This window comes from Kitasatospora sp. NPDC096128 (genome assembly GCF_040303105.1).
In the GTDB taxonomy this organism is placed as follows: Bacteria; Actinomycetota; Actinomycetes; order Streptomycetales; family Streptomycetaceae; genus Kitasatospora.
The window spans coordinates 19,546-45,857 of the sequence record NZ_JBEOSP010000004.1 but is presented as its reverse complement, the minus strand read 5'-3'; the positions used below and the strand labels follow the sequence as shown (position 1 = coordinate 45,857).

Below are 26,312 nucleotides of genomic sequence, written 5' to 3'. Positions count from 1 at the left end.
GGGAGGAACGGGTCATGAGGGTCAGCGTCCTGGGGCTCGGCTACGTGGGCTGCGTGTCGGCCGCGTGCCTGGCCAGCCTCGGTCACGAGGTCATCGGCGTGGACGTCAACCAGGTGAAGGTCGACCTGGTCAACGAGGGCAAGGCCCCGGTGGTCGAGGAGCGGATCGGCGAGCTGATCGCCGAGGTGGTGTCGTCCGGAGCGCTGCGCGCCACGGCTGACGTCCGCGCGGCGGTCCTGGGCAGCGACGTGTCGCTGGTCTGCGTGGGCACGCCCTCGGAGCCCAACGGCAGCCTGTGCACCACCTATCTGGAGCGGGTCACCGAGCAGATCGGTGCGGCGGCGGCCGAGAAGGGCGGGCGGCACACCGTCGTGTTCCGCAGCACCATGCTCCCGGGCACCTGCCTCGACCTGCTGGTGCCGATCCTGGAGAAGCACCTCGGCGGCACCGCCGGGGTGGACGTCGGGGTCGCGGTCAACCCGGAGTTCCTGCGCGAGGGCACCAGCGTGCGGGACTTCTTCGACCCGCCCAAGACGGTGATCGGCGAGCTCGACGCGGCGAGCGGCGACGTGGTCGCGGCGCTGTACGGGGGCCTGCCGGGCGAGGTGTTCCGGGTGCCCGTCCCGGTGGCCGAGGCGATCAAGTACGCGGACAACGCCTTCCACGGCCTCAAGATCGGCTTCGCGAATGAGCTGGGCGCGGTCTGCCAGGCCCTCGGCGTGGACTCGCACCAGGTGATCGACGTGTTCCTGGCCGACCGCAAGCTCAACATCAGCCCCGCCTACCTGCGGCCCGGCTTCGCCTTCGGCGGCTCCTGCCTGCCCAAGGACCTGCGCAGCCTGGTCCACGCGGCCCGCCGGGCCGACGTCTCGGTGCCGATCCTCTCCCACGTGCTGCCGTCCAACGCCGACCACCTCCAGCGCGCGGTCGAGCTGGTCGAGCGCACCGGCAAGCGCCGGGTGGGCCTGTTCGGCCTGTCCTTCAAGCCCGGCACCGACGACCTCCGGGAGAGCCCGCTCGTCGAGCTCGCCGAGCGGCTCTTCGGCAAGGGCTACGACCTGCGGATCTACGACCCCAACGTGCACCTGTCCCGGTTGCTCGGCGCGAACCGGGAGTACATCGAGACCAGGCTGCCGCACCTCGCGCAGCTGCTGGTGCCGTCCGTCGACGAGGTCCTGGAGCACGCCGAGGTGTGCGTGGTCGGGACGAAGGACGAGGCCGTGCTCTCGGCCCTGCCGCACGGCGACGGAGCGGTGATCGTCGACCTCGTCCGCCTTCCCGACGCCGAGGCGCGCCGGACCGAGCGGGGGTACGCGGGCCTTGCCTGGTGACGCATCGTTCGAGGACGCGGTCAGCGCGGACGGCCGGGGCCGTCGCGCGCTGATCCTGGTGGAGAACCTGTCGGTGCCGTTCGACCGGCGGGTCTGGCAGGAGTGCACCACGCTGCGGGACGCGGGCTGGACGGTGGACGTCATCTGCCCGCAGGGGACCAAGCGGGACACCGAGCCCGAGGCGGTGATCGACGGGGTGCGGATCCACCGCTACCCCCTGCGGGCGGCCACCGGCGGGCCGGCCGGCTACCTCCAGGAGTACGGGACCGCGCTCTGGCACACCGCCCGGCTGGCCCGCAAGGTCGGCCCGGTCGACGTCGTGCACGCCTGCAACCCGCCCGACCTGCTGTTCCTGCCCGCCCTGTGGCTGAAACGGCGCGGCGCGCGGTTCGTCTTCGACCAGCACGACCTGGTGCCCGAGCTGTACCTGTCCCGCTTCGACCGCGGCGAGGACCTGCTCTACCGCGGCGTCTGCGCGCTGGAACGGATGACCTACCGGGCCGCGGACGTGGTGCTGTCCACCAACGAGAGCTACCGGGACGTCGCGCTGCGCCGCGGCGGCAAGCGGCCGGAGTCGGTCTTCGTGGTGCGCAGCGCGCCCGACACCGACCGGTTCCAACCGGTGCCGCCCGAGCCGGAGTTGAAGCGCGGCAAGCCCCATCTGCTCTGCTACCTCGGGGTGATGGGCCCGCAGGACGGCGTCGACTACGCCCTGCGGGCGCTGGCGAAGCTGCGCGACGAGCAGGGGCGGGACGACTGGCACGCCGTGTTCGTCGGCGGCGGCGACACCTTCGACGCGATGGTGGAGCTGTCCCGGCAGCTCGGCCTCTCCGAGCAGGTGGAGTTCACCGGGCGGGTGCCGGACGCCGACCTGGTGCGCTACCTGTCCAGCGCGGACGTCTGCCTCTCCCCGGACCCGCGCAACCCGCTCAACGACGTGTCGACCATGAACAAGGTCCTCGAGTACATGGTGATGGGCAAGCCGATCGTCTCCTTCGACCTGCGGGAGGCACGGGTCTCCGCCGGTGACGCGGCGCTCTACGCGCCCGCCGACGACGAGTCCGAGTTCGCCCGGCTGGTCGCGCTGCTGATGGACGACCCGGAGAAGCGGGCCCTGATGGGCAAGCTCGGCCAGGAGCGGATCAACGGGCCGCTCGCCTGGCGCAACTCCCAGCGCTCGCTGCTCGCCGCCTACGCGGCGGCCTGCGGGGACGGCGCTCGCGCGTCCGGGGGTGCCCGGCGCAGGGCGGGGAGAAGGCAGCGCCGTTGAACGAGGACACGATTCGCCTGGTCACGATCGGCCGGATCCTCCGCCGGCGGTGGCGGCTGCTCGCCGTCCTCGCCGCGGTGGGTGCGCTCGTCGGCTACGGCAGCTCCCTGCTGTTCCCGCCGAGTTACACCACCTCGGCATCGGTGCTGCTGCCGGGGGTGTGGCAGGAGCGCGAACTGATGACCCAGGCGGAGATCGCGACCAGTTCGGTGGTGGTCGACCGCACGGCCGCCGCGCTCAACTGGAGCGGGGTGAACGGCGTCAAGCTGCAGGACCGGGTCGGCGCGAGCGCCGCGGACGGGAACATCATCAAGCTCTCGGGCACCGCCGAGACCCCGGAGCGCGCCCAGCAGCTCGCCGACCAGCTGGCCAAGCAGTTCGTCGCCTTCGCCGGGCGGATGGCGGGCGACGGCTCCGACCCCGGGTCGGCGCAGCCCGACCAGCTGCGCCAACTGGTGATCCAGACCAGCCAGCGGATCACCGACCTGGCCAACGCGGTCGGGCCGGGGCAGACGGTGGAGAACGTGCAGCTCCGCACCGAGCTGGAGAAGCTGCGCACCGCGCTGCAGGAAGCCGTCAAGAAGCTGGACCAGGTCGACCCGGCCGCCAACAAGGCCAACATGGTCGTCATGGGCGCGGCGGCCCGTCCGACCGGCCAGGCGCCGCCGACCAGGACCCAGCTCGTCGCCGCCGGGGCGCTGGTGTTCCTCCTGCTCGGCGTCATCGGCCACCTCACGGCGGCGCGGATGAGCCGTCGGCTGCGCACCGAACCGGAGATCGCCGCGGCGCTGGGCTCGGAGCTGCTCGGCACCGTCGACGTCCCCGGCGGGCGGTCCCGGAGCCGCCCGACGGCCCGTGGCCCGCGGGGCTGGATCCGCCGACTGCTGGGCACCGACGTCCGGTGGGACCTGCCGACCCCGCACGCCTCCGGCGACGAGGCCGGCCGGCAGCTCCGCTACCGCCGGGTGTGCTCCCGGATCCGGGAGCAACTGCCGGCCCCCCGCGGGCTGTTGGTGGTCGTCCCGGAGGGCGACGAAGCGGCCCGCCGGGCCGCGGACCAGCTCGCCGTCGAGGCGGGCAGTGATCCGCGGCTGCGGGTGGTGGGGGTGCCGGTGTCCCGGCCGCTGCTGCCGGACCGGGACGCGGAGTCCGGCGCGCTGGTCGTGCTCAGCGCGGGCAGCTGGACGGCGGGGGAGCTGGCCGACCTGGCGGGGGCGTGCGCGGACGCCGAGCACGAGCTCCTGGGCGTCGTGGTGGCGGGCCTGGTCCAGGACCGTCCGAAGCGCTCCGGCGGGCGCCGTCCGGGCGCCGCCGAGCCGGCGCTCGCGGGCGCCGTCGCCTCCGGGGCCGCAACCGGTGAGGGTGACGAGGCGAGGAGAGATCCGGGGTGACGACGAGTACCACGGGGGAGTCGTCGACGGCCGCTCCACTGCTGGACCTCCACGCGCTGGTGGTCGCGGTGCGCAGGCGCCGCCGCCTCTGGTGCACCCTGGCGCTGCTCGGCCTGCTGGCCGGCGCGGCGCTGGCGGTCCTGCGGCCGGCACCGCCCAGCGCGACGGCCAAGGTGCTGGTCGCCCACGCGGCGGACCAGCCCAACGACCCCGGCACGCTGATCCGCACCGACGCCGCCCTGCTCCAGACCACCGGGATCGCCGCCAAGGCCCTGCAGGCCCTCGGGTCCGCGGAGAAACCGGAGGACTTCATGAAGGAGTACGCCGGGGCCGGCCTGACCAACAACCTCCTGGAGATCACCGTGACCGGCCACAGCGACGCCGAGGCCCAGGCCCGCGCCAAGGCGCTGGCCGAGGCCTTCGTCGCGGACCACGTGAAGCGGCTCCAGGACGCCGCCGACGCCGAGTCCAAGGCCCTGCTCGACCAGCGCGACCGGATGCGGCAGGAGCTCGACCAGGTCAACCAGCAGATCGGCAACGCCACGCCGCAGAGCGTGGCGAAGGGCGCGGCGAACCTGGTGTCGCTCTACGCCACCCGGGACGAACTCACCGCGCGCATCAACGACTTCAGCCAGCGTGCCGCCGAGGCCAAGGTCGGCGCGCCCCGGCTGGTGACCGGCACCCAGATCGTCGACGCCCCGCACGCGGTGAAGCAGTCCCTGGCCAAGACCGCCGCCACCGACGCCGGGATCGGGCTCGTCCTCGGGCTGTTCCTCGGGATCGCCGTGGCCGCGGTCGGCGCGGTGGTGGCGGACCGCCCGGTGCTGCGCCGGGAGATCGCGGCCGGCCTCGGCGCCTCCGTCATCGCGGAGCTGAACCGGGTGCCCCGGCGCTCGCTCGGCCGTTGGCAGCTCCGCCGGACCAAAGCGGCCCGGGCGAGGGTCACCGCGACCCTGGCCCGTACCGTGCGCGGCTCCGCGGAAGCGGTGTCGCTGCTCGAACTGGGCTGCGCGCACAGCACCGGCGCGATCGCCCTGGACCTCGCCCGGGTCCTGGCCGAGGAGGGCGGGCCGGCGGTCGTGGTCGACGGGCTGCCCGGACCGCAGCTCGCCGAGCGCGGCGCCGAGCCGGGGAAGCCGACCGTGGTCCGCGGCGAGCACGCCGAGGCCGTGACCCCGCCGCAGGAGCGCCGGATCGGCGTCGGCTCGGTGGCACCCGGCACGGCCTGGACCGACCTGCGCCACCTCGGCACCCGGACGGTGCTGGTCGTCCGGGCCGGGGCCGGCAGCGCCGCCTGGCTGCACACCGTGGCCCGGCAACTCGCCGAGCAGCGCATCCCGGTGCTCGGCGTGGTGCTGATCGACCCCGATCCGCGCGACCGGACCGACGGCACCCGCTGGGACGGGCCGCCCGCCGCGCCCCCCGACCGCGATGAACGACCCGCCCGGCTGATCCGGCTGGGCCGACGACGGACCGAACGACTTCCGATCTGGACCGCACCGGTCCCGGACATCGACCAGGAGGCGAGGTAGGACATGTGCGGCATCGCGGGAACGTACCGGTGGCCGGAGGGGAAGGCCGTCACCGACCTGCTCACCGACACCCTCGCCCACCGGGGCCCGGACGGGGCCGGCCGGTACAGCCACCCCCTCGGCGACGGCGAGGTGCACCTGGGGCACCGCCGGCTGGCCATCGTCGACCTGTCGGAGACCGGCGCCCAGCCGATGGCCAAGGACGGCCTGGTCCTGACCTACAACGGGGAGCTGTACAACGCCCCCGAGCTGCGCGCCGAACTGGCCGCCGCCGGGGTGCGCTTCCGCGGCACCTCCGACAGCGAGGTGCTGCTGGAGGCCTGGCGGCGCTGGGGCACCGACTGCCTGCCCCGGCTGCGCGGCATGTTCGCGTTCGGGGTCTTCGACGAGCGGACCGGCGAGCTGGTGCTCGCCCGCGACCAGCTCGGCATCAAGCCGCTGTTCCTGATCCGGCGCGGCGAGGGCCTGGTGTTCGCCTCCGAGCTCAAGGCGCTGGCCGCCGCCACCGGCGGGTCGCTGGAGGTGGACCACGCGGCGATGGTCGCCTCGCTGCTGTACTACTGGGTGCCGGACTCCCGGTGCGCGTACCGCGAGGCCGAGAAGCTGCCGCCGGGCAGCTGGCTGCGCTGCCGGCCCGACGGCCGGGTGGAGCGCGGCCGGTACTGGCACCTGCGGGAGGTCGCCGCCGAGGGCCGGGAGCGGGCCCGGGCCGGCGAGCTGCCGGACCTCGCCGCCATCGTCGAGGAGTCGACGCGGCGTCACCTGCTCTCCGACGTCCCGGTGGCGACCTTCCTCTCCGGCGGCCTGGACTCCAGCTACCTGACCGCGCTGGCGGCCCGCGACCACCCCGGGATCTCCGCCTACACCATCGGCTTCCGCGCCGAGGACGCCAAGTTCGAGGCGATGCCGGACGACCTGCGCTACGCCCGGCAGGTCGCCGAGCGGTTCGGCGTCGACCTGCACGAGATCGAGATCGCCCCGGACGTGCTGGACCTGCTGCCGCGGATGACGTACCACCTGGACGAGCCGATCGGCGACCCGGCCGCGATCAACACCTTCCTGATCTGCTCGGCCGCCCGGGAGGCCGGGGTCAAGGTGATGCTCTCCGGGATGGGCGCCGACGAGCTGTTCGCCGGCTACCGCAAGCACCTGGCCAACCAGCTGGCACTGCGCTACCAGCGCGTCCCGCGGCCGCTGCGCCGCGGCCTGTCCGCCGCGGTGGACCGGCTGCCGGTGGCCACCGCCAACCGGGGGCTGCGCTCGGTCCGGTTCGCCAAGCGCTTCCTCTCCTTCGCCGACCTGCCGGAGGAGACGGCGTTCCGGCGCAGCTACACGATGTACGACCGGGCGGAACTGCTCGACCTGGTCGACCCGGACCTCGCCGGGACGGTCCAGGACGTACTGGACGAGCACGCGGACGTCTACCAGGACAACGACCTCGACGACTTCGTCAACCGGATGTGCCTGGGCGACGCCCGGATGTTCCTGCCGGGCCTCAACCTCGCCTACACGGACCGCTCCAGCATGGCCGCGTCGACTGAGGTGCGGGTGCCCTACGTGGACGTCGAGGTGGTCAAGGCCGCGTTCACGGTGCCCGGCGACCGCAAGATCGTCGGACGCCAGGGCAAGGCCGTGCTCAAGGAGGCGGCCACCTCGGTCCTGCCCCGGGAGATCGTGTACCGGCCCAAGGGCCTGTTCAGCGCGCCGCTGCGGGCCTGGATGAGCCGGGACCTGGCCCCGCTGGTGCGCGAGGTGATCAATGACGGCGAGCTGGTGCGCTCCGGGTTCCTGCGCCGCGACGCGCTGGCCCGGCTGGCCGCCGAGGACGCCGCCGGACAGCAGGACTTCTCCAAGCACCTGTGGCACGTGCTGACCCTGGAGTACTGGTACCGCGGCGCGATCTCCGGCACCGCCGCCCACTGAACTGCTCGGCGCTCACTGAACGGCTAAGAAGCTCAGAAGCAAGGGGACTTCCGGTGAAACAGGTTGTGCAGAACTACAAGAGCGGCGAACTGTCGGTGCTCGACGTGCCGGTGCCGGGGTGCAAGCCGGGCGGGGTGCTGGTGCGCAGCGCCTTCTCGCTGATCTCCACCGGGACCGAGATGATGAAGGTGTCCGAGGCCGGGATGTCGATGGTGGGCAAGGCCCGCTCGCGTCCGGACCAGGTGGCCAAGGTGATGCAGAGCGTGGCCACCAACGGGCTGCCCGCCACCTACCGCAAGGTGATGGGCAAGCTGGACTCGTACACTCCGCTGGGCTACTCGCTGTGCGGGGTGGTCGAGCAGGTCGGTGCCGGGGTCGACGACGTCAAGGTCGGCGACCTGGTGGCCTGCGCCGGCAACGAGCACGCCCTGCACGCCGAGTTGAACTGGGTGCCGAAGAACCTCTACACCCCGGTGCCGGAGGGCCTCGCGCCGCAGCACGCGGCCTTCGGCACCGTCGGGTCGATCGCCCTCCAGGGCGTGCGCCAGGGCGAGCCGCAGCTCGGCGAGGTGGCGCTGGTGATCGGGCTCGGGCTGATCGGCCAGCTGGTGGTGCAGCTGCTGACCGCCGCGGGCGTCCGGGTGGTCGGGGCCGACCCCGACCCGGTGCGCTGCGAACTGGCCGAACAGCTGGGCGCGGTGGCCTGCGGCGACCCCGGGTCCGCGGTGGTGGAGACCGCCGTCGCCGAGCTGACCGACGGCCACGGCGTGGACCAGGTGTACCTGGCGGCCGGCGGCGGCAGCAACCAACCCGTCGAGCTGGCCGCGCAGTTGAGCCGGGACCGCGGCCGGGTGGTGGACATCGGCAAGTGCCGTCTGGACCTGCCCTGGAACGCCTACTACGAGAAGGAGCTGGACGTCCGGTTCTCCCGCTCGTACGGCCCCGGGCGCTACGACCCGGAGTACGAGCTGGCGGGCCGGGACTACCCCATCGGCTACGTGCGCTGGACCGAGCGCCGCAACCTGGCCTGCTTCCTCGACCTCGCCGCCCGCGGCCGGGTCGACGTGGCGCCGCTGATCTCCCACATCGCCGACTTCGACGACGCCGTGGAGACCTACCGGCGCCTGAAGGAGGGCGAGTTGAAGGCCGTGGCGGTGCTGTTCCGGTACGCCGGGGCCGAGCCGGAGCGGACGGCGCAGGCCCCGACGCTGACGGTGCCCGCCGTGCCGTCCGGTGCCAAGGCCGCCTCCCGGGCCACCGGCCCGGTCCGGCCCGCCGGGACGCCGGTGCGGCTGGCGTTCGTCGGCGCCGGGAACTACGCCTCGTCGATGCTGCTGCCGCACCTGGCCCAGCGCGAGGGCGTCGCCCTGTCCACGGTCGTCACCACCACGGCGCTGTCCGCGGCCAACGCCCAGCGCAAGTTCGGCTTCGAACGGGCGACCACCGACCTGGACGCCGTGCTCGGCGACGACTCCGTCGACGCGGTGTTCGTGGTCACCCGGCACAGCTCGCACGCCGAACTCACCAAGCGGGCCCTGCTGGCCGGCAAGGCGGTGTTCGTGGAGAAGCCGCTGGCCCTCACCGAGGACGAACTGGCGGGCGTGCTCGCGGCGGTGGAGGAGTCCGGCAACGACCGCCTCCAGGTGGGCTTCAACCGCCGGTTCGCGCCGCTGCTGCGGGAGGCCAAGGGCCGCTTCGGCACCCGGAGCGGCCCGGCCAGCCTGCGCTACCTGGTCAACGCGGGCCGGCTGCAGCACGGCAGCTGGTACCTCCAACAGGGCACCGAGGGCTCGCGGTTCGCCGGTGAGGGCGGGCACTTCATCGACACCGCGAGCTGGCTGCTGGGCGCCGACCCGGTCTCGGTGTACGCCGTCGCCCCGGCCGGCAACGAGGACCTGCAGATCGTGCTGCGCTACCCGGACGGCTCCACCGCCACCCTCAGCTACGTCACCACGGGTGCGTCGAGCTTCCCCAAGGAGACGCTGGACCTGGTCGCGGACGGCAAGGTGCTCAAGCTCGACGACTTCGTCCGCGCCTCGGTGTACGGGGGCAAGCGGTGGGTCAGCTCCCGGCTGCCCAAGGCCCGGGACAAGGGCCAGTCCGTCGAACTGGCCTCCTTCATCAAGGCGGTGCGGACCGGCGGTCCGATGCCGGTGCCGCTGGAGTCGCTGGTCGCCACCACGGCGGCCACCCTCGCCGTGCAGGCCGCCCTGGTCGGCGGCGCGCCGGTCACCCTGGCGAGGTCGCTGTGACCATGAGTCCGGGCTGGTACCTGCGACGGCTGTCCCGGATGGGACCGCAGGAGGTCGGCGGACGGGCGGCCGACGCGCTGCGCCGTCGGCGGTGGCGCTCGGCGCCGCCGCCCGGCCCGGTGGTGACCGGCGCCCGGTTCACCGCCGTGCTGCCCGCCGGGGCGCTCGCCGCCGTCCCGGCGGACGCCGCGAAGCGCCTGGTCGCCGAGGCCGACCGGCTGATGGACGGCCACGCCGAGTTCTTCGGGGTGGAGCGCCACGACCTGGCCGCCCCGGACTGGTGGCTCGACCCGAAGACCGGCCGCCGGGCCCCGGACGGCTACGCCTTCGACGTGCCGTACCGGAACGAGGACGCGGTCGGGGACATCAAGCAGATCTGGGAGCCCTCCCGGCACCAGTACCTGACCGTGCTCGCCGCCGCGTACGCGCTCACCGGCGACGAGCGGTACGCCGAGCGGGTGGCCGAGCACCTGCGGTCCTGGTGGGAGGCCAACCCCCCGCTGCGCGGCGTGCACTGGATCAGCGGCATCGAGCTGGGCATCCGGCTGCTGTCCTGGGTGTGGATCCGCCGGCTGCTCGACGGCTGGCCGGGCGCGGCCGGGCTGTTCGAGGGCAACCCGGTGGCGCTGGAGCAGATCCGGCACCACCAGCGCTGGCTGGCCGCCTTCCCCAGCCGGGGCTCCTCGGCGAACAACCACGTGATCGCCGAGACCGCCGGGCAGTTCGCCGCGGCCTGCGCGTTCGACTGGTTCCCCGCCTCGGAGCGCTGGCGCGCCGACGCGCTGCGCTCGCTGGAGCGGCAGCTGCGCGCCAACACCTTCCTGTCCGGCCTCAACCGCGAGCTGGCCACCGAGTACCACGGGTTGGTCCTGGAACTCGGCCTGGCCGCGCTGGCCGAGGCGGACGCCGCGGCCGTGCCCGTCCCCGGGACCGTCCGGCTGGTCCTGCTGCGGATGACCGACGCGCTCGCGGCCGTGGTGGACGAGCGGCTGCGCCCGCCCCGCCAGGGCGACGCGGACGACGGTCACGGCCTGGTCCTGGACGGCGCGGGCACCGACCGCTGGGGCTCGCTGCTGGCCACCGGGGACGCCGTGTTCGGCCGGCTCGCCTGGTGGCCGGCGGTGGCCGGCACCGATGTGCGCACCCCGCTGCTGGCCGCGCTGCTCCGCCCGTACGCCAAGGACGGCACGGTGACCCGCCCGGCGGCCCGGCCGGTGCACTTCCCGGACGCGGGCATGACCGTGCTGCGCGGACCGGGGCAGGACGGACGGGGGGAGATCTGGTGCCGCTGCGACGGCGGCCCGCACGGGTTCCTGTCCATCGCCGCGCACGGCCACGCCGACGCGCTGTCCGTGGAGGTCCGGTACGAGGGGGTCGACGTGCTCGCCGACCCGGGGACGTACTGCTACCACGGGCAGCCCGAGTGGCGGCGGTACTTCCGCTCGACCCTGGGCCACAACACCCTGGAGCTGGACGGCGGCGACCAGTCCCTCTCCGGCGGCCCGTTCCTGTGGACCAGGCACGCCCGCACCCGCGTCCTGGTCGCGGACACCTCCGACCCGGCGGTGGCCCGCTGGTGCGCCGAACACGACGGCTACCAGGATGCGGTGCACCGCCGCCGGGTGGAACTGGCCTCCGCGAGCCGGGAGTTGCGGATCGTCGACCAGGTGCGCGGCCCGCACCGGGCCGTCCGGCTGGCCTTCCACCTCGGCCCGGCGGTCACCGCCGAGCTGACCGGCCACCGGGCCGTGCTGACCTGGACCAGGGACGGCGAGGACCGCTCCGCGGTGCTCGACCTGCCCGGGGAGCTGAACTGGCGGGCGCACCGCGGCGAGACCGGGCCGCCGCTGGGCTGGTACTCGGCCGGCTTCGGCCGCAAGGAACCCGCCACCACGCTGATCGGCAGCGGCTCCGCCGACGGCGGGCGGGAGTTCACCACCGTCCTCGGGTTCCGGGGCTAGTCCGTGCTCGACAGGTTCAGGGGAGGAGGAGAGGGGCCGGTGGGGATCACGAGGTGGCGCCGGGCGGCGTCGGCGGCATCGGCGGCATCGGCACTGGTGCTGGCCCTGCTGGCGGCGGCCGGCTGCACGAGCACGTCGGACGCCCCGCCGCAGCCGACCGCCGGGCCCTCCGGGGCCGTGACGGCGGCCCAGGTGTGCGCCAACCCCGAGGCCGGGCCGGCCACCGCGCCGGCCGGCGCGGTGACGGTCGACCCCGCGGTGGTCGGCGACCTGACGGCGAAGACCAGGAGCAGCCCCCCGAACACCACGTTCTGGCTCGCGCCGGGGACGCACAGCCTCGAGGCGGACCGCTTCGCCCAGGTCGTCCCCAAGGAGGGCGACAGCTACCTCGGCGCGCCGGGCGCGGTGCTCGACGGCCACCGGACCAACCAGTACGCGTTCGGCGGCGGCGCCGGCGACGTCACCATCCGCTACCTGACCGTGCAGGGCTTCGTCGCGCCGCAGAACGAGGGCGTGGTCAACCACGACTCGGCCGACGGCTGGGTGATCGAGCACGCGACGATCCAGCACAACTCCGGCGCGGGGCTGATGGCCGGCGCCCACCAGAAGGTCCGCGGCAGCTGCCTGCGCGCCAACGGGCAGTACGGCATGAACGCCTACAAGTCCGGCGCCCCGCTCGGCGACCTGCTGGTCGAGGGCAACGAGATCACCGGCAACGACACCGACCAGTGGGAGAAGCAGCAGCCGGGCTGCGGCTGCACCGGGGGCGTCAAGTTCTGGGCCGTCAACGGCGCCGACGTGCGCGGCAACTGGGTGCACGACAACCGCGGCACCGGGCTCTGGGCCGACACCAACAACAACGACTTCCGCATCGAGGACAACCTGCTGGAGGCCAACGACGGTGCCGCGCTGATCTACGAGACCAGCTACAACGCGGTCATCCGGAACAACACGATCCGGCGCAACGACTGGGTCGAGGGCCGCCGTTCCGCCGACCGCGGCGACAGCTTCCCGTTCGCCACCGTCTACCTGTCCGAGTCCGGCGGCGAGCCCCGGATTAAGGCCCGCACCGACAAGATCGAGATCGACCGGAACGTCCTGGAGGACAACTGGTCCGGCATCACCCTGTGGGAGAACGCCGACCGGTTCTGCAACAGCCCGGCCAACACCTCCTCCGGCGACTGCACCCTGCTGGTGAAGGACGCCGGGCGCTGCGCCCAGCCGACCATCGCCAGCGCACCGCTCTACGCCGACTGCCGGTGGAAGACCCAGCGGGTGGACATCCACGACAACCGCTTCACCCTGGACCCCTCCGTGGTCGGCTGCACCGACAAGTGCGGCCGGATGGCCGTGCTGGCCAACTACGGCACCTACCCGGACTGGTCGCCGTACAAGGGCGAGCCGGTGGCCGACGCGGTCACCGGCAAGCAGCAGAACCGCTGGCACGACAACACCTACGTGGGGCCGTGGAGCTTCGTCGCCCACGACCCGAGCCGCAGCCTCGACTTCGAGCAGTGGCAGGGCACGCCGTACCAGCAGGACCAGGGCAGCACCCTCAAGCCCCGGAACGGGGGGTGAGATGGGACGGGAACCCGCTCAGGAGGCGCGGCCGGCCGGCCCGCCGAAGACCGTCGAGCTGATCTGGGGGCTGCTGATCCTCAACACGCTCGGCTCCGCCGGCGCGCAGACGATCATCCCGCTGCCGCGCTCGCTGATCCAGATGGCCACCATGGGCGCGCTGGTCTCCGCGTTCGCGCTGGCGCTGCTGCTCAATCTGCGGCTGCGGCTGCGGGCCAGCGCCTTCCTGTTCCTGCTCACCGTGCTGCTGGTGCTGAGCGTGATCTCCAGCGCCAACCTGCAGTCCGGCTACGGCGCGCTGTTCCGCTGCTTCCGGCTGACGCTGTTCGTCGGCACCCTGTGGCTGCTCAGCCGCTGGTGGGACGGCAGCGGGACGTTCGTCCGGTTCCACATCCGGATGTACTTCGTCGTGCTGGTCTCGGTGGCCGCCGGGCTGGTCGCCTCACCGGGCGCGGCTTTCCCCGACGTCTACGGCGGGCGGCTGGTCGGCGCGCTGTGGCCGCTCACCCCGCCGCAGATCGGGCAGTACGCGGCGGTGATCATCGGGCTCACCGTGCTGCTCCTGCTGGACCGCCGGACCACCCGGGCGAGCGCGGCGGCGATCATCGTGCCCTCGCTGGTGCTGCTCGCGCTGACCCACACCCGGACGGCCACCCTCGGCCTGATCATCGGACTGGTGCTGGCGATCGGCTCGCTCGTCATGACCAGCGCCGCCGCCCGCCGGTTCTTCAGCTGGGCGGTGCTGTTCGCCGCCGTGGTCGGGGTGGGCCTGAGCTCGCTGCTCCAGGCCTGGTTCCTGCGCGGGCAGAGCCAGGAGAACTTCTCCAACCTGACCGGCCGGGCCAAGGTCTGGGACGCCCTGCTGGCCGCACCCCGGACGACCATCGAACAGGTCTTCGGGATGGGCCTGGGCGACAAGTCCTTCGGCGGGCTGCCGATCGACAACAGCTGGCTGGCCGTCTACAACGAACAGGGCCTGGCCGGGGTCGCCGTGGTGGCGCTGGTCTTCGTCGCGCTGGGCGGCGTGGCACTGCTGCGGCCGCCCTCGCCCGCCCGGGCCGCCGCGATCTTCCTGATCAGCTACTGCGCGATCGCCTCGTACACCGAGGCCGGGCTCGGCGACGCCTCGCCGTACCTGCTGCACCTGACCGTGGCCGCCTCACTGCTGGCGGCGCCGGCCCGGCCCGCCGCGCTCGCGGCGCCCGTGGTCCTCCCGACACCCGCGGTCCTCCCGACACCCGCTGCCCGCCCGACACCTGCCGCGCTGCGGCGGCGCACCGCGCCCCGCGCCCGGCGAACGGAGCTCACCTGACATGCACGTCCTCGTGGTGCACAACCGCTACGCCTCGGCGCAGCCGAGCGGGGAGAACAAGGTCGTCGACCAGGAGGCGGGCCTGCTGCGGGAGGCCGGCCACCGGGTCGAGCTGTTCGAGCGTCGCAGCGACGACATCGCCCGCCGCTCGCTGCCGGGCAAGGTCGCGGTGCCGCTGCTGGTGCCGTGGAACCCGGCGGTGCGCAGCGAGTTGGCCGCCCGGCTGCGGGCCGAGCGGCCGGACGTGGTGCACGTCCACAACGTCTTCCCGCTGCTGTCGCCCGCGGTGCTGGCCGCCTGCGCCGACGCCGGGGTGCCCGCCGTCGCCACGCTGCACAACTACACCCAGATCTGCCCGCCGGGCACCCTGCAGCGGGACGGCCGGCCGTGCACCGAGTGCGTCGGCGGCTCACCGCTGCCGGCCGTCCGGCACGGCTGCTACCGCGGCTCCCGGCTGGCGACGGTACCGCTGGCGGTCAGTCTGGCGGTCAACCGGCGGCGCTGGTGGTCCGGGGTGGAACGGTTCTTCTGCATCTCGGCGGCGCAGCGCGACGTCCTGGTGCGGGCCGGCCTGCCGGCCGAACGGCTCGCGGTGAAGCACAACTTCGTGCCCGAGCCGGGGGCCGTCCGGACGGGCGAGGGGGAGCACCTGCTCTTCCTCGGCCGGCTCGCGGAGGCGAAGGGCGTGCGGCTGCTGATGGCCGCCTGGGACCGGCTCGCCGCCGAGGGCGGGGTCGGCGTGCCGCTGGTGATCGCGGGCGCCGGGCCGCTGGAGGCGGAGGTGCGGGCCTGGGCGGCGGGCCGTACGGACGTGCGCCCCGTCGGCCTGTACGACCAGGAGCAGTGCCGGGAGGCCATCGCCCGGGCGGTCGCCGTGGTGGCCCCCTCGACCTGGTTGGAGGCCTTCGGCCTGGTGGTCGTGGAGGCGATGGCGGCCGGGGTGCCGGCCGTCGCGGCCGGGCACGGCGCCTTCGTCGAACTCGTCGAGGACGGGGTGACCGGGCTGCTGCACCGGCCGGGCGAGGCGGACTCGCTGGCCGACCGCCTGCGCCGGATCACCGCCGACCCGGCGGTCAACCGGGAGCTGGGCCTGGCCGCCCGGCGCCGGTACGAGCAGGGGTTCAGCCCGGCCGTCGGGCTGGACCGCCTGGTGGAGGGGTACCGGGCCGCGATCGCGGCCCGGTCCGGCGGCGCGGTCGGCGCGCCGCCGATGGGGAACGGAAACGCTGGCCCGCGACGGGACACCCGCGCGGGCAGGAATGGGAGCAGTCAATGACACGATGCCGACTGTGCGGCTCGACGGCGATGGGGAGCGTCGTCGACCTGGGGGCCACCCCGCCGTGCGAGAGCTTCCTCGCCGCCGACCAGTTGGACCGGCCGGAGCCGGCGTACCCGCTGCACCTGCGGGTCTGCACCGACTGCTGGCTGGCGCAGATCCCGCCGCTGATCACGCCCGAGGAGACCTTCACCCAGTACGCGTACTTCTCCTCCTACTCGACCTCCTGGGTGGAGCACGCCCGGGGCTTCGTCGACGGCGCCCTCCAGCGGCTGGAGTTGGGCGCCGACGCCTTCGTGGTCGAGGTCGCGAGCAACGACGGCTACCTGCTGCGGCACGTGGTGGACCGGGGGATCCGCTGCCTGGGCGTCGAACCGTCGGTGAACGTCGGCGCCGCGGCGCGCGAGGCCGGGGTGCCCACGCTCACCGCGTTCCTGGACCCGGAGACCGGCGCCGCCGTCCGCGCCGAGCACGGCCCGGCGGACCTGGTGGTGGCCAACAACGTGTACGCCCACATCCCCGACGTGGTCGGCTTCACCCGGGGACTGCGCGCCCTGGTCGCCGACGACGGCTGGGTCTCCATCGAGGTGCAGCACCTGCTGACCCTGATCGAGGAGAACCAGTACGACACCATCTACCACGAGCACTTCCAGTACTACACGGTCGCCTCCGCGATCCGGGCCCTGGCCAGCGGCGGACTCACCCTGGTCGACGTTGAGCTGCTGCCCACCCACGGCGGCTCCATCCGGCTGTGGGCCCGCCCGGACGCGGCGGCCGGCGAGCCGACCGAGCGGGTGACCGAGGTGCTGGCCCGGGAGAAGGCCGCCGGACTCCAGGAGCTGTCCGGCTACACCGAGTTCTCCGCCCGGGTCGCCAAGGTCCGCCGGGACCTGCTGAAGTTCCTGATCGAGGCGGCCGAACGCGGTGAGACCGTGGTCGGCTACGGCGCCCCCGGCAAGGGCAACACCCTGCTCAACCACTGCGGCATCCGGCCCGACCTGCTCCCGTACACCGTCGACCGCAACCCGTACAAGCACGGCCGGTTCACCCCGGGCACCCGCATCCCGATCCTGGCGCCCGAGCAGATCGCCGCCGACCGGCCGGACTACGTCCTGGTCCTCCCCTGGAACCTGCGGACCGAACTGGTCGAGCAGCTGTCCTTCGTGCACGAGTGGGGCGGCCGCCTGGTCTTCCCCATCCCGGAACTCAGCATCGTCGAGGTGAAGGCATGAAGGTCGTCCTGTTCTGCGGCGGTTACGGGCTGCGGATGCGCAGCGGAGCGTCCGACGACGTGCCCAAGCCGATGGCGATGGTCGGGCCCCGGCCGCTGATCTGGCACGTCATGCGCTACTACGCGTACTTCGGGCACACCGAGTTCATCCTGTGCCTCGGGTACGGGGCGCACCACATCAAGGACTTCTTCCTCAACTACCAGGAGACGACGTCCAACGACTTCGTGCTGCGGGGCGGCAGGACCGAGTTGTTGTCCACCGACATCGCCTCCTGGACGATCACCTTCGCGCAGACCGGCATCGAGTCGCCGATCGGCGAGCGGCTGCGCCGGGTGCGCCACCACCTGGACGGCGACGAGATGTTCCTCGCCAACTACGCCGACGTGCTCACCGACGCCCCGCTGCCGGAGATGATCGACCGCTTCGCCGCGCGGGACGCCGGCGCGTCGATGATGGTGGTGCCGCCGCAGTCCTCCTTCCACTGCGTGGACCTGGCCGAGGACGGACTGGTCGGGGGGATCACCGCGGTGAGCGACATGCCGCTGTGGGAGAACGGCGGCTACTTCGTGCTCCGCCAGGAGATCTTCGACCACATCCCGGAGAACGGCGACCTGGTCGCCGACGGCTGCACCGAACTCGCCAAGCGCGGCCGCCTGGTGGCCCACCAGCACCGCGGCTTCTGGAAGCCGACCGACACCGTGAAGGAGCGGGCCGCGCTGGACGCCGCCTACGCCCACGGCGACCGCCCCTGGGCCGTCTGGGAGCGGGACGCCGCGAGGGTGGGGACCGCGTGATCCGCCTCGGGGCCGGTCCGCTGGACCGGATCGCCGCCGTCGGCGCGCACTGCGACGACATCGCGATCGGCGCCGGCGGCACCCTGCTGACGCTGTGCCGGGCGCGTCCCGGGCTGCGGGTGGACGCGCTGGTGCTCTCCGGCGGCGGCAGCGAGCGGGAGCAGGAGGAGCGCGCCGCGCTGGCCGCCTTCTGTCCCGGCGCCGACCTGCGGCTGACCGTGCTCAAGCTGCCGGACGGGCGGCTGCCCGCGCACTGGGAGGAGGCCAAGGCCGCCGTCGAGGAACTGCGCGGGCGCACCGAGCCGGACCTGCTGCTCGCCCCGCGCACCGCGGACGCCCACCAGGACCACCGCGGCCTGGCCCGGCTGGTCACCACCGCGTTCCGCGACCACCTGGTGCTCGGCTACGAGATCGTCAAGTGGGACGCCGACCTCGGCCGCCCGACGGCCTACCAGCCGCTGACCGCGGAGACCGCCGAACAGAAGGTGCGGCTGCTGCAGGAGCACTACCCCTCGCAGCGGCACCGCCCCTGGTACGACCGGGAGGCCTTCCTCGGGCTCGCGCGGATCCGCGGCATCGAATGCCACGCCCGCTACGCCGAGGCCTTCGACACCGCCAAGGTCACCCTCGACCTCGGCACGCCCGACCTTGCCACGCCCGATCCCGGCACGCCCGATCGCGGCGCGCTCGACCTGGAGGGATGAACCTTGCGCGTACTGCTGACCGGACACCAGGGCTACCTGGGCACCGTGATGGCCCCCGTCCTCGCCGCCGCCGGACACGAGGTGGTCGGCCTGGACGCCGGCCTGTTCGCGGAGTGCGTCCTCGGCCCCAAGCCCGCCGACCCGCCCGGGCAGCGGGTGGACCTGCGGGACGTCACCGCCGAGCACGTGGCCGGGGTGGACGCCGTGATCCACCTGGCCGCGCTCTCCAACGACCCGCTGGGCTCGCTCGCCCCGGACCTCACCTACGACATCAACCACCACGCCTCGGTCCGGCTGGCCGAGCTGGCCCGCGAGGCCGGGGTGCGGCGCTTCCTGTACGCCTCGACCTGCTCCGTCTACGGCGCCGCCGGCGGCGACGAGCTGGTGACCGAGGACGCCCCGCTGCGCCCGGTGACCCCGTACGCGGAGTCCAAGGTGCGGGTGGAGGACGACCTGCACGCCCTGGCCGACGGCGACTTCAGCCCGGTGTACATGCGCAACGCCACCGCCTTCGGCTACTCGCCCCGGCTGCGCGCCGACATCGTGCTGAACAACCTGGTGGGCCACGCGCTGCTCTCCGGCGAGGTGCTGGTGCTCTCCGACGGCACCCCCTGGCGTCCGCTGGTGCACGCCGCCGACATCGCCCGGGCCTTCACGGCCGCGCTGGAGGCGCCGCGCGAGGCGGTGCACGACCGGGCCTTCAACATCGGCAGCGAGGCCAACAACGTCACCGTCGCCGAGATCGCCGAGCAGGTCGCCGAGGCGGTGGCCGGCGCCCAGGTGGTGATCACCGGGGAGAACGGCGCCGACCCGCGCTCCTACCGGGTCGACTTCTCCCGGTTCCGGGCCGCCCTGCCCGGCTTCGACTGCGAGTGGAGCGTGAAGCAGGGGGCCGTCGAACTCGCGGAGGCCTACCGGAAGTTCGGGCTGACCCGGGAGGACTTCGAGCGGCGCTTCACCCGCCTCGCGGTGCTGCGCGAGGCCGCCGGCGCCGGCGCCGTCGACGACACCCTGCGGTGGCGCCGGTGACCGGGGTCGGCGAGCAGATGCACGCCCTGGTGGAGCGGCTGTACCCGCTCTGCCGGAGCATCACCGGCGACGGGGTGCGCGCCACCCTGGAGATCGTCGGCGAGTACCTCCCGCTCCAGGTGCACGAGGTGCCGACCGGGACGCGGGTGCTGGACTGGACGGTGCCGCAGGAGTGGAACATCCGGGACGCGTACGTGGCCGACAGCGCGGGCAACCGGGTCGTCGACTTCGCCGCGTCCAGCCTGCACGTGCTCGGCTACAGCGTGCCGGTGGCGGCGACCATGCCGCTGAGCGAGCTGCGCCCGCACCTGCACACCCTGCCGGAGCACCCCGCCTGGGTGCCGTACCGCACCAGCTACTACACCCCGGAGTGGGGGTTCTGCCTGGCCCAGGAGACCCTGGACGGGCTGCCCGAGGGCGACTACGAGGTGCGGATCGACTCCACCCTCGCGGACGGCCACCTCACCTACGCCGAGCACGTCGTGCCCGGGCAGGTCGCCGACGAGGTGATCGTCTCCTGCCACGTCTGCCACCCGTCGCTGGCCAACGACAACCTGGCCGGCATCGCGGTTGCGACCTTCCTGGCGCGGGAGTTGGCGGAGCGGGCGCCGTACTACACCTACCGGTTCATCTTCGCCCCCGGCACGATCGGGGCGATCACCTGGCTGGCCCGCAACGCGGAGCGGGTGGAACGGGTCAAGCACGGCCTGGTGCTGGCCTGCGCCGGGGATCCGGGCCGATTGACGTACAAGCAGAGCCGGCGCGGCGACGCGGAGATCGACCGGGTGCTCCGGCACGTCCTGCGCGCCTCCGAACGCCCGCACCGGGTCACCGAGTTCACCCCGTACGGCTACGACGAGCGGCAGTACTGCTCGCCCGGCTTCGACCTCGGCGTCGGCTCGCTCAGCCGGACCCCGTACGCCGGGTACCCCGAGTACCACACCTCGGCGGACGACCTGGACTTCGTGCGGCCGGAGGCGATGGCGGACACCCTCGCGGTCTGCCGGGAGGCCTTCGCGGTGCTCGACCGCAACCGGCGCTACCTCAACCTGAGCCCTTACGGCGAACCGCAGTTGGGCCGGCGCGGGCTGTACGAATCGCTCGGCGGGCGCAGTGACGCCAAGCAGGCGCAGCTGGCCATGCTGTGGGTGCTCAGCTTCTCCGACGGCGAGCACAGCCTGCTGGACGTGGCCGAGCGCTCCGGGCTGCCGTTCGACACCGTCGCCGCCGCGGCCGACGCCCTCCAGGGCGCCGAACTGATCAAGGCGTGACGCCGATGACCACCGAGGGGGTGAAGACGACGACCCCGGCCGGCCCGGCCGGGGAGCCGGCGCCGACCCGGCCCGCCAGGCGGGGCGTGCTCGGCCGGGTGTCCTGGGGGCTGGCCGACCAGGCGGTCACCAGCATGATCAACTTCGCGGTGGGCATCTACGTCGCCCGCGAGCTGGGGGTGCACGCGTTCGGCGTGTTCAGCCTGGCCTGGCTGACCTACGGCGTGGTGCTCAACGTCTCCCGCGGGCTGGCCACCGACCCGCTGATGGTGCGGTTCAGCGGCGTGCCGGAGGCGACCTGGCGCGCTGCGGCGGCCCGCTCCTCCGGCACCGCGCTCGCCGTCGGCGCCGCCCTCGGCGCCCTCTGCCTGCTGGTCGGCCTCGGCCTCGGCGGCGACGTGGGGCCCGCGTTCGCGAGCCTCGGCGTCGCCCTGCCGGCGCTCCTGCTCCAGGACTCCCGCCGGTTCGCGTTCTTCGCGGCCGGCACCGGGCAGAAGGCCTTCGCCAACGACCTGGTGCAGGGCGTCGCGCTCGTCCCGGCCATGGTCGTGGCGGCCCGGGTGGGCACCGTACCCGCCTTCCTGCTGGCCTGGGGCGCCGCCGCGGCGGCCGCCGCCGGTTACGGCTTCCTCCAGTCCGGCGTCCGGCCCCGGGTGACCGAGGCCCGCGGCTGGCTGCGCGAGCAGCGCGACCTCGGCAGCCGCTACCTGGTCGAGAACGTCAGCCTCAGCGGCGCCGGCCAACTGCGGGCGTACGGGCTCGGCGCGATCGTCGGGGTCGGCGCGGTCGGTGCCGTCCGGGGCGCCGAACTCCTCCAAGGGCCCTTCCTCGCCCTGCTGATGGGGCTCTCCCTGGTCACCGTGGCGGAGGCGGCGAGGGTCCTGCGGCGGACGCCCGAGCGGCTCGGCCGGTTCTGCTTCCTGCTGGGCGGCGGACAGGCCGGCGCCGCCCTGCTGTGGGGCTCGGCCCTGCTGCTGATGCCCGACCGGGCCGGGCAGCTCGTCCTCGGCGACGTCTGGCACTCCGCCTCCCAGCTCATCCTGCCGGCCACCCTCGGCGTCGCGGGCGCCGGCCTCGGCAGCGGCGCAGCCGCCGGGCTGCGCGCCCTCGCCGCGGCCCGGCGCAGCCTGCGCTGCCAGCTGTTCGCCTCCGCCTGCTACCTCGGCGGCGGGCTCGGCGGCGCCGCGGCGGCCGGCACCGTCGGCTCCGCCTGGGGCGTCGCCGCCGCGACCGGCTGCGGCGCCGCCGTCTGGTGGCTCCAACTGCGCGCCGCCCTGCGCGAGCACCACCGCACACCCATCCCCGAAGTGAGGACCCCTTGACCGCCGTTCCCCGATTGAGCATCGGCCTGCCCGTCTACAACGGCCAGGAGTACCTCGCCGAGTCGCTCGACGCCCTGCTCGGCCAGACCTACGAGGACTTCGAGCTGGTCATCTCCGACAACGCCTCGACCGACGCCACCGAGTCCATCTGCCGGGAGTACGCCGCGCGGGACCGGCGGATCCGCTACCTCCGGCTGCCCCGCAACGTCGGCGCCGCGCCCAACCACAACTACGTCTTCACCCAGTGCCGCGGCGAGCTGTTCAAGTGGGCCTCGCACGACGACCTCTACGCCCGGGACCTCCTGCAGCGCTGCGTCGAGGCGCTGGACGAGCGGCCGGAGGTCATCCTCGCCCACTCCGGCCAGGCGGTCATCGACGAGCACGGCCAGGTGAAGGTCCCCTACGAGTACGGGCTCGCCACCGACTCGCCGCGCGCGCCCGAGCGCTTCCGCAGCCTGCTGTTCGAGCCCGGCGGCGACGACTTCTACGGGGTGATGCGGGCCGACGTGCTGCGCCGGGTCAAGCCGCACGACAGCTACCACCACGCGGACCGCACCTTCGTCGCCGAGATCACCCTGCACGGCCCGTTCCACCAGGTGCCGGAACTGCTCTACTTCCGCCGCGACCACCCCACCCGCGCCGAGCGGGCCAACCCCTCCAAGCGCTCCCGCTGCGTCAACCTGGACCCGCGCCGGGCCGGCCCGCTGCACCCGACGCCCCGGCTGCTCGCCGAGTACGTCTGGGGCTTCGCCTCGGCCGTCCGCCGGGCGCCGCTGTCCACCGCCGACCGGCGGGCCTGCTACGGCCACCTGGCCGCCTGGATGACCAGCCGGGTGCGGCCGGGCGCCGGCGAGCGGGTCGAGGACCGCGCCCCGGTCGAGCCGGAGCTGCGCACCGTCTCCGTCGACGACCTGGTGGCCGGACGCGACGGGAGGCGGCGATGACCGCTGCCGGAACCCCGGTGCGCGTCGGGGTGTTCGGCCTGCTCGGCTCCGGCAACCTCGGCAACGACGGCTCGCTGGAGGCCGTGCTCGGCTACCTGCGCGCCGAGCACCCGGACGCCGTGGTGGACGCGCTGTGCGGCGGACCGGAGGTCGTCACCGCCCGCTACCGCATCCCCGCGACCCGGCTGCACTGGTACCGCGGCGAATACCGGACCGCCTCCCGGGCCGGCGCGGTCGTCGGCAAGGGCCTGGGCAAGCTCGTCGACGCCGTGCGCACCGCCGCCTGGGTGCGCCGGCACCAGGTGGTCATCGTGCCGGGCATGGGCGTCCTGGAGGCCACCCTGCCGCTGCGCCCCTGGGGCTTCCCGTACGCGCTGTTCCTGCTCTGCGCCTCCGGCCGGCTGTTCGGCACCAAGGTGGCGCTGGTCGGCGTCGGCGCCGGCCCGATCGGCAACCCGGCCACCCGGGCGCTGGTGCGCTGGTCGGCCCGGCTGGCCGCCCACCGCTCGTACCGGGACGAGCTGTCCCGGGACGCGATGCGGGCGATGGGCGTGGACACCGCGCGGGACGAGGTCCACCCGGACATCGCCTTCGCCCTGCCCGCGCCGCCCGCCCCGGACACCCCGGACGGGCGGGTCTGCGTCGGCGTCATGGACTTCCACGGCGGCGACGACGACCGCGCCCGGGCCGAGGAGATCCACCGGCGCTACCTCGACGGGACGACCCGCTTCGTCCGCGCGCTGGTCGAGGAGGGCCGGCCGGTCCGGCTGCTCACCGGCGACGACGTCGACGCCCGGGTGGTCGCCGCGATCGTCGAGGCGGTCGGCTCCCCGCTGGTCACCGCCTCCACGGCGGCCTCGCTGGCCGAGCTGATGGCGGAGACGGCCGCCGCCGACACCGTGGTGGCGACCAGGTACCACAACCTGGTCTGCGCGCTGAAGACCGGCACGCCCACGCTCGCCCTCAGCTACGCGGCCAAGAGCGACGCGCTGATGGCCCGGATGGGGCTGGGCGCCTACTGCCACCCGGCCCGCGAGGTCGACGCCGACCGGCTGATCGAGCAGTTCCGGGAGCTGGAGAAGCGCTCGACGGAACTGCGGCAGACCCTCGCCGAGCGGAACCTGACGGCCGGCCGGAGCCTCGACCACCAGTTCACCGCCCTGACCGCGGCCGTCTTCCCGACCGCCGACCACGTGACGGCCGACCGACACCGTACGGAGACCCCATGAAGGTGACCGAAGTCCCGGCGATCGCCGGTGCCTACCTGTTCCAGCCGACGCCGTACGCCGACGAACGCGGCTTCTTCTGCCGCACCTTCGACGCCGAGGTGCTCCGCTCGGTCGGCATCGACCCCGAGGCCTTCGTCCAGCACAGCGTCTCCCGCTCGCTCCGGGGCGTGCTGCGCGGAATGCACCTGCGCTCCGGCGCCGGCGAGGCCAAGCTGGTGCGCTGCTCGCACGGGGAGGTCTTCGACGTCGTCGTCGACCTGCGCCCCGGCTCGCCGACCTACCGCAACACGGCCTTCTTCGAACTCTCCGGCGAGACCCAGGCCAGCGTGTACGTCCCGGCGGGCTGCGCCCACGGGTTCCAGGCGCTGACCGACGCCGACGTCTCGTACCGGATCGACCGCCCGCACGACCCGGCCGAGGACGTCACGATCGCCTTCGACGACCCGGAGCTCGCCATCCCCTGGCCGCTGCCGGCCACGTCGATGTCCAAGCGGGACCGGGAGGCGCCCAGCCTCGCCGAGGCCCTGCGACCCGAGGAGAAGTGAGCCCCATGGCCGTTGACGACTTCCAGCTGCCCAAGTCCCGGGCGGCCAACGAGCGGTTGCACGCCCTGATCCCCGGCGGCGCCCACACCTACGCCAAGGGCGACGACCAGTACCCCGAGAACCTCGCCCCGGTGATCGACCACGGCCGTGGCGCCCACGTGTGGGACGTCGACGGCAACCGCTACGTCGAGTACGGCTCCGGCCTGCGCGCCGTCAGTCTCGGTCACGCCCACCCGCGCGTGACCGAGGCCGCCCGGCGGGAGCTCGACCGGGGCAGCAACTTCGCCCGCCCGTCCATCCTCGAACTCGAGGCCGCGGAACGCTTCCTGGACACCGTGCCCACCGCCGAGATGGTGAAGTTCGCCAAGAACGGCTCCGACGTCACCACCGCCGCCGTGCGCCTCGCCCGCGCGGCCACCGGGCGCACCCTGGTGGCCGTCTGCGCCGACCACCCGTTCTTCTCCGTCGACGACTGGTTCATCGGCACCACCCCGATGAACGCCGGCATCCCGGCCGCCATCACCGACCTCACCGTGGCCTTCCCCTACGGGGACCTGGCCGCCACCGAGGAACTGCTCACCCGCCACCGGGGCGAGATCGCCTGCCTGATCCTCGAACCCGCCGGCCACGCCGAGCCCGCCCCCGGCTACCTCGCGGGCCTGCGCGAACTCGCCGACCGGCACGGCTGCGTGCTGATCTTCGACGAGATGATCACGGGTCTGCGCTGGTCCGAGGCAGGCGCCCAGGGCCTGTACGGCGTCGCCCCCGACCTCTCCACCTTCGGAAAGGCACTGGGCAACGGCTTCGCCGTCTCCGCCCTCGCCGGGCGCCGCGACCTGATGGAGCTCGGCGGGCTGCGCCACCCCGGCGACCGGGTGTTCCTGCTCTCCACCACCCACGGCGCGGAGACCCACGCACTGGCCGCCGCGATGGCCGTGCAGACCACCTATGTCGAGGAGGGCATCACCGCCCGACTGCACGCACTCGGCGAGCAACTGGCCGCCGGCGTCCGCGAGGCTTCGGCCGGGATGGGCACCGGCGAGCACGTCGTCGTCCGGGGCCGGGCCAGCAACCTGGTCTTCGCCACCCTCGACGCCGACGGCCGGCCCTCCCAGGAGTACCGCACCCTCTTCCTGCGCCAACTGCTGGCGGGCGGGGTGCTGGCCCCCTCGTTCGTGGTGAGCAGTGCCCTCACCGAGGCCGACATCGCCCACACGGTCGACGCCGTCTCCGCCGCCTGCGCCGTCTACCGCAAGGCCCTGGACGCCGGCGACCCCACCCCCTGGCTGGGCGGCCGCCCGGTGAAGCCGGTGTTCCGGCGGCGGGCCTGAATCACCGTTTCTCCACTACCCGATCGACGCGACAAGCGGCCGCCGGTGCACCAGCTGCCCAGCACGTCGGTCGGGTAGTGCGCGC

At 73.8% G+C, this 26,312-nt stretch carries 19 protein-coding genes and 1 pseudogene; all 20 read left to right on the top strand.

The genetic code is table 11. The annotated features are described in order from the left end of the window. Nucleotides 1-14: 14 nt before the first annotated feature. The 20 genes and pseudogenes from ABTY61_RS06325 to ABTY61_RS06230 all read left to right on the top strand — a co-directional run bounded on the left by ABTY61_RS06325 (nucleotide 15) and on the right by ABTY61_RS06230 (nucleotide 26,227). Nucleotides 15-1,331 (top strand): nucleotide sugar dehydrogenase, encoded by a 1,317-nt coding sequence (locus tag ABTY61_RS06325; protein WP_350503760.1) that lies wholly within the window; start codon nucleotides 15-17, stop codon nucleotides 1,329-1,331. Further along, on the top strand, nucleotides 1,321-2,601 hold the full coding sequence (locus ABTY61_RS06320; RefSeq protein WP_350503759.1) for a glycosyltransferase family 4 protein: 1,281 nt from the start codon (nucleotides 1,321-1,323) through the stop codon (nucleotides 2,599-2,601). Before ABTY61_RS06325 ends, ABTY61_RS06320 begins: the two co-directional genes overlap by 11 nt. Then, nucleotides 2,598-3,992 (top strand): Wzz/FepE/Etk N-terminal domain-containing protein, encoded by a 1,395-nt coding sequence (locus ABTY61_RS06315; protein WP_350503758.1) that lies wholly within the window; start codon nucleotides 2,598-2,600, stop codon nucleotides 3,990-3,992. Before ABTY61_RS06320 ends, ABTY61_RS06315 begins: the two co-directional genes overlap by 4 nt. Continuing rightward, nucleotides 3,989-5,524 (top strand): Wzz/FepE/Etk N-terminal domain-containing protein, encoded by a 1,536-nt coding sequence (locus ABTY61_RS06310; protein ID WP_350503757.1) that lies wholly within the window; start codon nucleotides 3,989-3,991, stop codon nucleotides 5,522-5,524. The genes ABTY61_RS06315 and ABTY61_RS06310 overlap by 4 nt, the downstream gene beginning before the upstream one ends. A gap of 3 nt (nucleotides 5,525-5,527) precedes the next feature. Then, nucleotides 5,528-7,447, top strand: a complete 1,920-nt coding sequence (gene asnB, locus ABTY61_RS06305; protein ID WP_350503756.1) for an asparagine synthase (glutamine-hydrolyzing) — start codon at nucleotides 5,528-5,530, stop codon at nucleotides 7,445-7,447. A 53-nt stretch (nucleotides 7,448-7,500) separates the two neighbouring features. Continuing rightward, a complete protein-coding gene (locus ABTY61_RS06300; protein ID WP_350503755.1) occupies nucleotides 7,501-9,699 on the top strand; it encodes a bi-domain-containing oxidoreductase in 2,199 nt (732 codons plus the stop codon). A gap of 2 nt (nucleotides 9,700-9,701) precedes the next feature. Then, the gene (locus ABTY61_RS06295) at nucleotides 9,702-11,660 is read left to right on the top strand and encodes a heparinase II/III family protein (protein WP_350503754.1); all 1,959 of its coding nucleotides are present in this window, start codon (nucleotides 9,702-9,704) and stop codon (nucleotides 11,658-11,660) included. A gap of 39 nt (nucleotides 11,661-11,699) precedes the next feature. Then, nucleotides 11,700-13,238: a right-handed parallel beta-helix repeat-containing protein gene (locus tag ABTY61_RS06290; protein WP_350503753.1), complete on the top strand. Its 1,539-nt coding sequence runs from the start codon at nucleotides 11,700-11,702 to the stop codon at nucleotides 13,236-13,238. A 1-nt stretch (nucleotide 13,239) separates the two neighbouring features. Further along, on the top strand, nucleotides 13,240-14,550 hold the full coding sequence (locus ABTY61_RS06285; protein WP_350503752.1) for an O-antigen ligase domain-containing protein: 1,311 nt from the start codon (nucleotides 13,240-13,242) through the stop codon (nucleotides 14,548-14,550). Between the two features lies 1 nt (nucleotide 14,551). Continuing rightward, nucleotides 14,552-15,826: a glycosyltransferase gene (locus tag ABTY61_RS06280; RefSeq protein WP_350503751.1), complete on the top strand. Its 1,275-nt coding sequence runs from the start codon at nucleotides 14,552-14,554 to the stop codon at nucleotides 15,824-15,826. Next, nucleotides 15,823-17,058 (top strand): class I SAM-dependent methyltransferase, encoded by a 1,236-nt coding sequence (locus tag ABTY61_RS06275; RefSeq protein WP_350503750.1) that lies wholly within the window; start codon nucleotides 15,823-15,825, stop codon nucleotides 17,056-17,058. Before ABTY61_RS06280 ends, ABTY61_RS06275 begins: the two co-directional genes overlap by 4 nt. Further along, a complete protein-coding gene (locus ABTY61_RS06270) occupies nucleotides 17,055-17,852 on the top strand; it encodes a glycosyltransferase family protein (RefSeq protein WP_350503749.1) in 798 nt (265 codons plus the stop codon). Before ABTY61_RS06275 ends, ABTY61_RS06270 begins: the two co-directional genes overlap by 4 nt. Continuing rightward, nucleotides 17,849-18,490: pseudogene (locus tag ABTY61_RS06265) on the top strand (PIG-L deacetylase family protein); the annotation flags it as partial. The gene ABTY61_RS06270 and the pseudogene ABTY61_RS06265, both read left to right, overlap by 4 nt. Before the next feature lie 69 nt (nucleotides 18,491-18,559). Continuing rightward, nucleotides 18,560-19,585, top strand: a complete 1,026-nt coding sequence (locus ABTY61_RS06260) for an NAD-dependent epimerase/dehydratase family protein (protein ID WP_350503748.1) — start codon at nucleotides 18,560-18,562, stop codon at nucleotides 19,583-19,585. Further along, the gene (locus ABTY61_RS06255; protein WP_350503747.1) at nucleotides 19,573-20,856 is read left to right on the top strand and encodes a DUF4910 domain-containing protein; all 1,284 of its coding nucleotides are present in this window, start codon (nucleotides 19,573-19,575) and stop codon (nucleotides 20,854-20,856) included. Before ABTY61_RS06260 ends, ABTY61_RS06255 begins: the two co-directional genes overlap by 13 nt. Nucleotides 20,857-20,861: 5 nt before the next feature. Next, nucleotides 20,862-22,178: an MATE family efflux transporter gene (locus ABTY61_RS06250; protein WP_350503746.1), complete on the top strand. Its 1,317-nt coding sequence runs from the start codon at nucleotides 20,862-20,864 to the stop codon at nucleotides 22,176-22,178. After that, on the top strand, nucleotides 22,175-23,122 hold the full coding sequence (locus ABTY61_RS06245; protein WP_350503745.1) for a glycosyltransferase family 2 protein: 948 nt from the start codon (nucleotides 22,175-22,177) through the stop codon (nucleotides 23,120-23,122). The genes ABTY61_RS06250 and ABTY61_RS06245 overlap by 4 nt, the downstream gene beginning before the upstream one ends. Then, on the top strand, nucleotides 23,119-24,351 hold the full coding sequence (locus ABTY61_RS06240; RefSeq protein ID WP_350503744.1) for a polysaccharide pyruvyl transferase family protein: 1,233 nt from the start codon (nucleotides 23,119-23,121) through the stop codon (nucleotides 24,349-24,351). The genes ABTY61_RS06245 and ABTY61_RS06240 overlap by 4 nt, the downstream gene beginning before the upstream one ends. Next, nucleotides 24,348-24,896 (top strand): dTDP-4-dehydrorhamnose 3,5-epimerase family protein, encoded by a 549-nt coding sequence (locus ABTY61_RS06235; RefSeq protein WP_350503743.1) that lies wholly within the window; start codon nucleotides 24,348-24,350, stop codon nucleotides 24,894-24,896. The genes ABTY61_RS06240 and ABTY61_RS06235 overlap by 4 nt, the downstream gene beginning before the upstream one ends. A 5-nt stretch (nucleotides 24,897-24,901) precedes the next feature. Continuing rightward, on the top strand, nucleotides 24,902-26,227 hold the full coding sequence (locus tag ABTY61_RS06230) for a glutamate-1-semialdehyde 2,1-aminomutase (protein WP_350503742.1): 1,326 nt from the start codon (nucleotides 24,902-24,904) through the stop codon (nucleotides 26,225-26,227). The last annotated feature ends 85 nt before the right edge of the window (nucleotides 26,228-26,312 follow it).